Consider the following 10,403-nt stretch of genomic DNA (forward strand, 5'->3'; position numbering starts at 1 on the left):
CCGCGGCGACCGGTGGCGGCGAGGCCTGGGCACTGGCGCGCGCGGCGAGCATCGATCCACCGCAGAGAAGCATGGCAACAGTGATCTTGGCGGCTGCGGACATGGCCGTGGTTTCCCCTTTTGTGATGGATGGTCCGCGTTGAAGGACCGCCTGGGCGGTCGACCGGCACCAAGGCCGTGCGGACGCTTCGGCCCGGGGCTCTCCGCCCTGGCCGATGCCGATGCCGCGCAACTTGCTTGCGTCGGCGACCGGTGACGCGTCCATATTCCGCCGCCGCATTAGCGATCAACGTCGGGAAAATCACAGAGTCGTTAGTAACTCATATGATCGCTATCTTGGAAAACCCGGTCAGCCAGAGAGTTCTGATGCATACGGAAAACATATGGCAATGTGCCACGCCCGCTATCGCAACGATGGCACGGTCAAGACTATGTGCCTGCCCGGCGGTGCCTGGATCAGTGTCCGGAGACCTCCGCCGAAACAGGGATCCGTTCAGAGAACATCATGAACTATCGTTCGTATCAACACGCCAAGCTGTCGCTCACCGCCGTTTCACTGGTTCTGGCCATGACCGAAGGCGCATCGTCCGCCGCCGCCACGACGCTCCAGGACCCGCCTCGCAGCTTGGCGACACTCCTGCCGGAGGTCGCGACGCCCTCCGTCACTGACACGACCGCTGCGCCGCCGCAGCGCGGTGCCGCCGCGCCGCAGAACAATGAGCAAGCCGCTCCCGTCAGTCCGCAGGCCGCGCCGATCAGCGCGGCACCGGCAGACCCGAGCTACACCGCCGACGGCCTTGGCAGCGGTTTCCTCCATCGCCTGTTCGGTTACTACAAGCTGGAGATGGGCCACGCCGCCGCGCCGTCCGATCCCAGCGCCCCCTCTTCGCGCCGCGACGGCTGGTCGCCCGCGCCGCAGACGACGCCGCCGATGCCGTTCACCGAATGGCCCTATGGCGGCGCGACCAGCCTCGGCGTCACCCGGCCCAATGCGGTCGACAGCCCACTGATGGTCGCGCTCGCGCCCAGCGGCCTCGGCCAGGCGCTGTCGAAGGCGCATGTCCAGGTTTATGGCTGGGTCGACGTCGGCGGCAATTACGGCAGCAACGACGTGCGCGGCGGCAACGCGCCCGGCGCGTATAATTACGAGCCGCGCCGCGTCCAGCTCGACCAGGCAGTGGTCTATGTCGAGCGCACGCCCGACACGGTGCAGACCGACCATGTCGGCTGGGGCTTCCGCGTCTCGGGCATCTATGGCGTCGATTACCGCTACACCATCTCCTACGGCCTGTTCAGCAGCCAGCTGACGAAGCGCAACAACGACTACGGCTTCGACATGCCGATGGTCTATGGCGAGGTGTATTTCCCGAACGTCGCCAAGGGCCTGCTGATCCGCGCCGGCCGCTTCATCTCGGTGCCCGACATCGAGGCGCAGCTGGCTCCCAACAACTACATGTACACCCACTCGATGACGTACACGTTCGACAACTACACCAACACCGGTGTCGTCGCGACGCTGGCCGTCAGCAAGAACCTGTTCCTGCAGGCGGGCATCACCGACGGCACCGAGACGGCGCTGTGGAACGCCGGGCGCACCTACGCCAACCCCTATCCCAACCCGCTCTATCCGGGCGCGCGCTTCCCCAAGGACCCCGGCAACGAGCCGTCGTTCACCGGCTGCATCCGCTACCAGACCAGCGACGCGCGCACGTCGATCTATGGCTGCGTCAACGGCATCAACAGCGGTCGCTGGGGCTACAACAATCTGCAATGGCGCGGGCTGACGCTGTACCACAAGTTCAGCGACAAGTGGCATGTCTCCGCCGAGACCTACAACATCGTCGAGCGCGGGGTGCCCAACGCGCTCAACCCGGTGGTGCAGGACGCCTATAGCAATGGCGGCACGCCGTTCAGCCCGCAGCGCACGCCGTTCAACGCGCCGGGCCTCGCGCAATGCAACGACCCCAACGCGCTGCGCTGCGACATCTATGCCGAGGCGGGGCTGGTCTACCTCAACTACTCACCCAACGCGCTCAACAACTTCACCTTGCGCGGCGAGTATCTCGACGATCAGGAGGGCCAGCGTACCGGCGTCAAGACCCGCTACGCGGCGGGTGCGATCGGCTGGCAGCACTGGCTGTCGCCGCAGATCGAGCTGAGGCCCGAGGTCGCCTATTACCGCGCGCTCGACGCCCTGGCGTTCAACGGCAACAGCAACCGCGGCATCGCGCCCAACAAGCAGGACTCGATCGTGCTGTCGGGCGATGTGATCATCCACTTCTGACGGTGTCTGAGGGCGAAGCGCGAAATGGCCAGCGCATCGCCCGGGATCGTACGCGAACCGGGGCCCGAGCCCGAGCCGTGCATCGATGCGCCGTTCGAGCTGATCGCGGGGGCGATCGTCCTGGCGGCACGGGTCGACGGTCGTCCGGTCGTGGCGATGATCGATTCCGGTATCCCCGTGTCGCTGATCGAACCCCGGCTCGCCGCCGCGCTGGGGCTGGTCCGCCACGGTGCCGCAATCTTCGGCTCGGAACATGGACCGGTATCCGCCGACTTGGTCGGACCGTTGCGGCTGGCGATCGGCGGACGATCGCTGGACTTGCCGACCGTCATCGCGGCGGACGCGCCGATGCTGCACCAGACCGGGATCGGGGCGGCGATCGTCATCGGCCGCGACGTGTTGAGGACGGCGGTGTTCGAGTTCGATTTCGAGCAACGCCGGCTGCGCGCCTCCCAAGGCCACCAGCCGGCGGGAGGCTGGGGCGGCTATGTCAGGATGCCGACGACGACCGACGCCAATGGCCGGGTCGTCGTCGAGGTCGACCTGCCGGTCGCCGGGCGATCGCCGGCGATCCTCGACCTGGGCAGCAACACGGCGGTAATGATGAGCGGCGCGTTCGCGCGGCGGCATCGTCTCACCCACGGCCTGGCCGTCTCGACCGGCATGATCGCGACGCTGGGCGGCGTGTCGCAGACGGTCGCCTTTTCGCTGCCGTCGCTCGCGATCGGCGGGCTGGCGGTGCGCGACATACCGGTCGACGCACTGCCGCACTGGTCGTCGCCGCAGCCGATCAATCTCGGGCTGGAGGTGCTGCGGCAATTCCGCCTCGTCCTCGATCTGGCGAATAACGTGATCTGGCTGCGGCCGATCAGGGGAGCCGTGTTCGATCGCGAGATGAGCGGCCTGCTCGTCGCCTATCGCGGTTCGTGGCTGGAGGTCGTGCACGTCGCCCGCGGCTCTCCGGCCGAGCAGGCGGGCGTGGCGCGCGGCGCGCACATCCTCGCGATCGACGGTGCACCGATCGGCGACGATTACTTCGGCGGCGGCGTGTGGCGATGGCGCTACGGTCCGGCGGAGCGCTGCGTCTTGGTCGGGCTGCGGGACCGGACCACGTCGCTGTGCCTGCGACGTTATTATTGACCGCTAAATCTCGACCTGGCTGCCGAGTTCGACGACGCGGTTGATCGGCAGGCAGAAGAAGGTCATCGGCTGCTCCGCGTTGCGCACCATGGCGGAGAACAGATGTTCGCGCCACCGCGCCATGCCGGGCTTGCGCGTCGGCACCAGCGTTTGGCGGCTGAGGAAATAGGTCGCGCGCTCGGTGCCTTCGACCTCTCGCAGCGCCGCCGGGATGTCGGGGTTCTCGAAGAAACCGTAGCGGATGACGATGCGCGACACGCCGTCGCCCAGCACGGCCTCGCTCAGCCGCTCGGCGGCCGCGACATAGGGGGTCAGCGCCGTCTCCACCGTCACGAACAGGATGCGCGCATGGCGCACCTGATTGGCCTTGAGGTTGTGGAGCAGCGCCGGCGGCACGCCGTCGCGTACCGTCGTCAGATAGATGGCGGTCGCCGGAACGCGGTGGACCTTGGCGGTCGAGGTCAGGAACAGCTCGATCGGCATCGCGTCGGCGGCGATCTTCGATCCGACCAGCCGTCGCCCGCGATGCCAGGTCGCGAACACGATCATCAGCACGATCGCCACGCCGGTCGGCAGCCAGCCGCCATCCATGAACTTGGTCGACGACGCCGCGAACAGGCCGATGTCCAGCGCCAGCAGCACGGCATAGAGCGGCACCGCCCAGAGCGGGTTCCAGCGCCAGATGCGGAACACGACATAGCCGATCATCAGCGTCGTCAGCACCATCGTCGCGGTCACCGCCAGCCCGAACGCGGCGGCAAGCGCGGCCGACGAGCGGAAGCCGAGCACGATTGCCACCACCGCGACGAACAGCATCGCGTTGATCGTCGGCGCATAGACCTGCCCGCGCTCGATCGCCGACGTGTGCCGGACGGCGAGCCGCGGCAGATAGCCGAGCTGCACCGCCTGCTGCGTCACCGAGAACGCGCCGGAGATAATCGACTGGCTGGCGATCACCGTCGCTGCCGCCGCCAGCAGCAGCAGCGGCACCAGCAGCGCCGGCGGTGCCATGAGGTAGAAGGGCGAGTCGATCATCCGGGATCGGCCAGCACCAGCGCCGACTGGCCGGCATAGCAGAGCAGCAGCGCCGGCAGTGCCAGCCCCAGCCACGCCCGGCTGATCGCGCGCCGGCCGAAATGGCCCATATCGGCGTACAGCGCCTCGGCCCCGGTGATCGCCAGCACCACCGTGCCGAGCGTGAAGAAGGCGCGGATCGGATCGGCGAGGAAGAAGCGTACCGCATAGGTAGGGCTGGCCGCCGCGAGCACCGCCGGGTGAGCGATCACCTGCACCGCGCCGAGCGCGCCTGCCGCGGCGAACCACAGCACCATGACCGGGCCGAACAGCCCGCCGATCCGGTCCGTGCCGAACCGCTGGGCGGCGAACAGCAGCACCACCAGCACCAGCGTCAGCACCCAGTTGCCGAAGCGCGGATCGAGCAGCGTCATGCCCTCCACCGCCGACAGGATCGAGATCGCCGGCGTGATCACCGCGTCGCCATAGAGCAAAGCCGTCGCCGCCAGCGCCGCCACGCCGATCCAGCGCAGCGCCGGCGATTGCGGCGCGACCCGCTGCACAAACGCGAGCAGCGCGAAGCTGCCGCCTTCGCCGCGATTGTCGGCGCGCATGGTCACGAACACGTATTTGACCGTGACCACCAGGATCAGCGCCCAGACCAGCATCGACAGCACGCCCAGAACGTGGAAGCCGTCGAGCGGCAGGCGATGGCGGCCGATGAAGCTCTCGCGAAAGGCGTAGAGCGGACTGGTGCCGATGTCGCCGAAGACGATGCCGCTCGCGCCGAGCGCCAGCTTCCAGATGCCCGACGGCCGCTCGTGTGCTGGTGGTTCGGGGATGGGCATAACAACATCCTAGCGCATCACCCCGGCCGCCTTGAAGTAGCAGATTGCGTATGTCAGCGGCGCGGGCGTTGACCTGAGCCGCTGGTTTGGCGAGACGCGCGGCAGTGACGCCGCCGGCCCTTCCTCACCCGCTACCCCGGCGCTCACCGAGGTTCGGCCGTGGCCTCGCCGCCGCGGTGCTGGCGCTGGTCGTTCTTGGCGCGGCGCTGGTGCTGGGACGCCATTCCGGCAGCATCCCCGCTCGGCCGAATGCCGCGCTGCCGATCAAGCCGACGCCTGGCATCCGCCTGCTTGATCCGAAGCACAGCCGCATCGATGCTGCCCATATCGACGCGCGCGCGCGGGCGCTGGTCGGCCGACCAGACATGGCCGGCCTGGCCGTGGCGGTGGTCGAGAACGGCCAGCTCGCGTTCGCGAAGGGCTATGGCGAGACGCAGGCGGGCAAGGGCGAGCCGGTCACCGCGCAGACGCTGTTCCGCTGGGCCTCGGTCTCCAAGGGCGTCGCGGCGACTATGACGGCGCTGCTGGCCAGCCAGGGCAAGCTGTCGCTCGACGATCCGGTGGCGAGATGGTCGTCGATCCGGCTGCCCGCCGGCGGCGAGCGGGTCGCGACCCTCACCGACGCGCTGTCGCACCGGCTCGGCATCGTCCGCAACGCCTATGACGATCGGCTGGAGGGTAACGAGGACCCCCGGCAGATCCGCAGCGAGTTGGGCAAGCTTGAAGCGCTATGCCGGCTGGGCACCTGCTTCGCCTATGAGAATGTCGCCTTCGACCTCGTTCACGAGGCGGTGGAGAAGGCCACGGGGCAGAGCTACGACGCGGCCGCGCATCGGCTGCTGTTCGGCCCGCTCGGCATGACGTCGGCGGGCACCACGCGCGAGGAGCTGGTCGCTGCCAGCAGCTGGGCACGCCCGCACAAGGGCCGCACCACGCTGCCGGTGGAGGAAGCCTATTACCGCATCCCCGCCGCCGCCGGCATGAACAGCTCGATCGTCGATCTCGCGATCTGGATGCGCGCGCAGATGGGCGGTGCGCCGGCCGTGCTGTCGCCGGCGCTGCTGCTGACGCTCCACCGTCCTCGCGTGTCGACGCCGCCACATGGCCGAGCCGATCGCCTGGCTCCGCACGACGTCAGCTACGGCCTCGGCTTTCGCCAGATCGACTATGCCGGCCATCACCTGATCGGCCATCGCGGCGCGGTGCGCGGCTATCGCTCGGTGCTGCTGTTCGATCCGGCCGAGCAGGTCGGCGTGGTGATGCTGTGGAACTCGGAAGCATCCAGGCCGGTGGGGCTCAGCCTGGAAATCCTCGACGGCTATTACCGGCATCCGTTCCACGACTGGCTGCAGCTCGACAAACCGTGACCCCACCAAGGCACCCAGTGCCCTGGTGGGGTGGCGCCGTCAGGCCTTGGCCAGCGCCAGGTCGTAGCGGTCGGCGTTCATCACCTTGGTCCAGGCGACGACGAAGTCCTTGACGAACTTCTCCTTGGCGTCGTCCATCGCATAGACCTCCGCCAGTGCCCGCAGGATCGAGTTGGAGCCGAACACCAGGTCGGTGCGCGACGCCGTCCAGCGCTGCTCATGCGTGTCGCGGTCGGTGCCGACGAACTCCTCGTCGCTCTCGTCGCTGACCTGCTTCCACGCCGTGCCCATGTCGAGCAGGTTGACGAAGAAATCATTGGTCAGCTGGCCCGGCCGGTCGGTGAACACGCCGTGCTTCTCCGCCTTGGCGTGGTTGCCACCCAGCACGCGCAGCCCGCCGAGCAGCACCGTCATCTCCGGCGACGACAGGTCCAGCAGCTGCGCCCGGTCGATCATCAGCTCCTCGGTCGGGACGTTGTACTTGACCTGGAGATAGTTGCGGAAGGCGTCGGCCTTGGGCTCCAGCACGTCGAAGCTCGCCGTGTCGGTCCACTCCTCGGTCGCATCGGTGCGGCCGGGGGTGAACGGCACCTCGATGGCGTGGCCGGCCGCCTTGGCCGCCGCCTCGACCCCGACCGAGCCGCCGAGCACGATCAGGTCGGCGATCGACACCTTCTTGGCACCGCCGTCGAAATCCGCCTTGATCCGCTCGTACACGCCTAGCACGCGCGCCAGCTGCTCGGGCTGGTTGACCTCCCAGTCCTTCTGCGGGGCGAAGCGGATGCGCGCGCCATTGGCACCGCCGCGGCAGTCCGACACCCGCCAGGTCGAGGCCGAGGCCCAGGCGGTCGCCACCAGCTCGGCGATCGACAACCCCGAATTAGCAATGACGCCCTTCAGCTCGGCGATCTCGGCCGCCTCGATCTGCGGATAGTCGGCGGCGGGAACCGGGTCCTGCCAGATCAGGTCCTCGGTCGGCGCTTCCGGCCCGAGCAGGCGGATCTTCGGACCCATGTCGCGATGGGTCAGCTTGAACCAGGCGCGCGCCCAGGCGTCGGCGAAGTAGGCCGGGTCGGCCCGGAACTTCTCCATCACCGCGCGGTAGGACGGGTCGACCTTCAGCGCCATGTCGGCGGAGGTCATCATCGTCGGCACGCGCTTGCCGGCCGTGTGCGCGGCCGGGGCCAGCGTCTCGTCGGGATTGCCGACCGGCTGGAACTGGTTCGCGCCCGCCGGGCTCTTCACCAGCTCATATTCATGGTCGAGCAGCATGTCGAAATAGGACATGTCCCAGGTGGTCGGCGTCGGCGTCCACGCGCCCTCGATCCCCGAGGTGATGGTGTGGTCGCCCATGCCGGTCTCGTGATCCGACAGCCAGCCCAGGCCCTGGCTGGCGATGTCGGCCCCTTCCGGCTCCTTGCCGACCAGCTTCGGATCGCCGGCGCCATGCGCCTTGCCGAAGGTGTGGCCGCCAGCGGTCAGCGCCGCCGTCTCCTCGTCGTTCATGCTCATCCGGGCAAAGGTCTCGCGCATGTCGCGCGCCGAGCCCATCGGGTTGGGGCAGCCGCCGGGGCCTTCGGGATTGACGTAGATCAAGCCGTGCTGAATCGCCGCGAGCGGCTCCTCCAGCGCCATGCCGGCTTCCTCGTCGATGCGGGTCTGGCCCAGCCATTCCTCCTCGGTACCCCAGTAGACGTCCTTCTCCGGCTCGAACACGTCCTCGCGGCCGCCGCCAAAGCCGAAGGTGGGTCCGCCCATCGACTCGATCGCGACGTTGCCGGCGAGGATGAACAGGTCCGCCCAGCTCAGCTTCGCGCCATACTTCTGCTTGATCGGCCAGAGCAGCCGGCGCGCCTTGTCGAGGTTGCCGTTGTCCGGCCAGGAGTTGAGTGGCGCGAACCGCTGCTGCCCGGCGCTGGAGCCGCCACGGCCGTCGGCGGTGCGATAGGTCCCGGCCGAATGCCACGCCATGCGGATGAAGAACGGGCCGTAATGACCGTAATCCGCCGGCCACCAAGGCTTGCTGTCGGTCATCAGCGCGGTCAGGTCCTGCTTCAGCGCCGCATAGTCGATTGTCTTGAACGCCTTGCCATAGTCGAACTCGTCGCCCATCGGGTTGCTCGACTTGCCCTTCTGGTGAAGGATCTCGAGCGACAGCTGGTTGGGCCACCAATCGCGGCTGGTCTGCCCCAGCAGCGTGCGCAGCGCCGCCGGCTGCTTGTTGGGATCGTTGATCGGGCTGCCTTCGGTAATCGCGTCCATCTCAGGTCTCCTATGCGTCGCGAGCGCCACCGCGTTCGCCAATCGTGCCGGGGGGCTCGCCGGAGCGGCACCCGCCTTCCGCAGCCATATGGACCTTCGCGGCAAATCAATCCAATGAGGGTAAATCATCGCAGTCATCGAGAAGTCCGATCAGCAGCTATCCCTCGGTCCGGCAGCTTTCCTATCTGGTCGCGCTGCACGAGCATGGCCATTTCGGCCGTGCCGCCGCGGCGTGCTTCGTGACGCAATCGACGCTGTCGGTCGGGCTTGCCGAGCTGGAGCGGCTGCTCGGCACGCTGCTGGTCGAGCGGTCCAAGCGCAGCGTCCGCTTCACGGCGATGGGCGAGGAGGTGGTGGCGCGGGCGCGGCACGTCATCCTCGCGACCGAGGATCTGTGTACGGTCGCGCAGGGCGCGCGCGAGCCGCTGGTGGGATCGATCAGGCTGGCGGCGATCCCGACCATCGCCCCCTATCTGCTGCCGCGCGTCCTGGCCGGGGTGGAGGCGGCTTGGCCGCAGCTGCGGCTGATGGTGCGCGAGATGCTGACCAGCCCCGCCTGCGAGGCGCTGCACCGCGGCGACGGCGATTGCGTCCTGCTGGCGCTGCCCGCCGAGTGCGGCGACGTGGAGGCGTTCGAGGTCGCGATCGATCCGCTGGTCCTCGCCTCGCCGGCGACGGAGGGGGAGGTGGGCACCGCCGTCGCGTTCGACCGGATCGACCCGGAGCGGCTGCTGCTGCTGGAGGACGGCCATTGCCTGCGCGATCATGCCCTTGCCACCTGCCAGGCGGGCGGGTCGGCCGGCGACGCCGCCTTGGTCGCCTCGACGCTGGAGACGCTTGTGCGGCTGGTCGATGCGGGGCGCGGGCTCACCTTGCTGCCGCAGATGGCGGTGGACGCGGGCATCCTCACCGGCTTCCGCGTCCGCAGCAGCGCCATCACCGGCGGCAGCGCGGAGCGGCGCGTCGCCCTGGTATGGCGGCGCGGCCATTCGCGTCAGGACGAGTTCCGCCTGCTCGGCCGCACCATCCGCGACGCGGTCGGCGGCGACGGCGCGGCGATCAGGCCGGGCCAAGCCGTGGCCTGACGCCATCGACCGGTTGCGTTCGCCGGCGCTTGGCATAGCGTGCGGCGCGAAGCCCGCATCAGGAGAGGACGATGCCCAGGACCGCGTTGCTGTTCCTTGCCGCTGTGATCGCGGCGATCTGGCCTCATGCGGCGCGCGCGAGCGGCGATTACGGCTGCACGGCGGCGTGGAAGCTGCGCCATCACGACTTCACCGGCTGCGACAACATGGTGATGCTCAGCCCCGGCAACGACACGCGCGTCAACCTGGTGCTGCTGGCGCATGGCGGCACCGGCCGGCCGCCGCCGCCGCCGCGCGATCCGTCGCGCCCGGAGCCGCTGTTCGACTGGTCGACCTTCCAGACATGGCGGTTCGGGACCGCGCCGGGGATCGGCGACAACGACCATGCCGCCGGCGAGGGCTC

7 protein-coding genes and 1 pseudogene are annotated in these 10,403 nt (G+C 68.6%); 5 read left to right on the forward strand and 3 right to left on the reverse strand.

What is annotated here, in order from left to right; translation table 11 throughout:
- The first annotated feature begins 505 nt into the window (after window positions 1-505).
- Together HUU96_RS05430 and HUU96_RS05435 are read left to right on the forward strand one after the other, a co-directional pair.
- Complete coding sequence (locus tag HUU96_RS05430) at window positions 506-2,284, forward strand: outer membrane beta-barrel protein (RefSeq protein WP_217430268.1); 1,779 nt, start codon at window positions 506-508, stop codon at window positions 2,282-2,284.
- 24 nt (window positions 2,285-2,308) lie between these two features.
- Window positions 2,309-3,424, forward strand: a complete 1,116-nt coding sequence (locus HUU96_RS05435; RefSeq protein WP_174291833.1) for an aspartyl protease family protein — start codon at window positions 2,309-2,311, stop codon at window positions 3,422-3,424.
- Window positions 3,425-3,427: 3 nt separating this feature from the next.
- Here HUU96_RS05435 and HUU96_RS15370 read toward each other — a convergent pair whose 3' ends face one another.
- Entirely contained in the window at window positions 3,428-3,907 is a 480-nt protein-coding gene (locus tag HUU96_RS15370) for a KUP/HAK/KT family potassium transporter (protein ID WP_438827059.1), read from the reverse strand.
- Window positions 3,908-3,943: 36 nt separating this feature from the next.
- Window positions 3,944-5,286 (reverse strand): annotated as a pseudogene (locus HUU96_RS05440) (KUP/HAK/KT family potassium transporter); the annotation flags it as partial.
- 104 nt (window positions 5,287-5,390) lie between these two features.
- On the opposite strand from HUU96_RS05440, the gene HUU96_RS05445 reads away from it, so the two are divergent.
- Window positions 5,391-6,653, forward strand: coding sequence for a serine hydrolase domain-containing protein (locus HUU96_RS05445; protein WP_174291834.1), 1,263 nt, complete (start codon window positions 5,391-5,393; stop codon window positions 6,651-6,653).
- A gap of 39 nt (window positions 6,654-6,692) precedes the next feature.
- On the opposite strand, the gene katG is transcribed toward HUU96_RS05445, so the two are convergent.
- Window positions 6,693-8,915, reverse strand: a complete 2,223-nt coding sequence (katG, locus tag HUU96_RS05450) for a catalase/peroxidase HPI (RefSeq protein WP_174291835.1) — start codon at window positions 8,913-8,915, stop codon at window positions 6,693-6,695.
- Between the two features lie 44 nt (window positions 8,916-8,959).
- Between katG and HUU96_RS05455 the strand changes: the two genes are divergently transcribed.
- Window positions 8,960-10,000, forward strand: coding sequence for a hydrogen peroxide-inducible genes activator (locus tag HUU96_RS05455; protein ID WP_368039739.1), 1,041 nt, complete (start codon window positions 8,960-8,962; stop codon window positions 9,998-10,000).
- A 71-nt stretch (window positions 10,001-10,071) separates the two neighbouring features.
- The coding region (locus HUU96_RS05460; RefSeq protein WP_217430269.1) for a hypothetical protein at window positions 10,072-10,403 on the forward strand (332 nt) is incomplete at its 3' end.

It is taken from the genome of Sphingomonas bacterium, from assembly GCF_903644135.1.
Taxonomy (GTDB): Bacteria; Pseudomonadota; Alphaproteobacteria; order Sphingomonadales; family Sphingomonadaceae; genus Sphingomonas.

What these genes read in the sequence shown, in the direction of transcription:
- HUU96_RS15370 (WP_438827059.1), bottom strand. Translation starts at nt 3,907, where the DNA reads ATGCCGATCGAGCTGTTCCTGACCTCGACCGCCAAGGTCCACCGCGTT.
- katG (WP_174291835.1), bottom strand. Translation starts at nt 8,915, where the DNA reads ATGGACGCGATTACCGAAGGCAGCCCGATCAACGATCCCAACAAGCAG.
- HUU96_RS05435 (WP_174291833.1), top strand. Translation starts at nt 2,309, where the DNA reads ATGGCCAGCGCATCGCCCGGGATCGTACGCGAACCGGGGCCCGAGCCC.
- HUU96_RS05430 (WP_217430268.1), top strand. Translation starts at nt 506, where the DNA reads ATGAACTATCGTTCGTATCAACACGCCAAGCTGTCGCTCACCGCCGTT.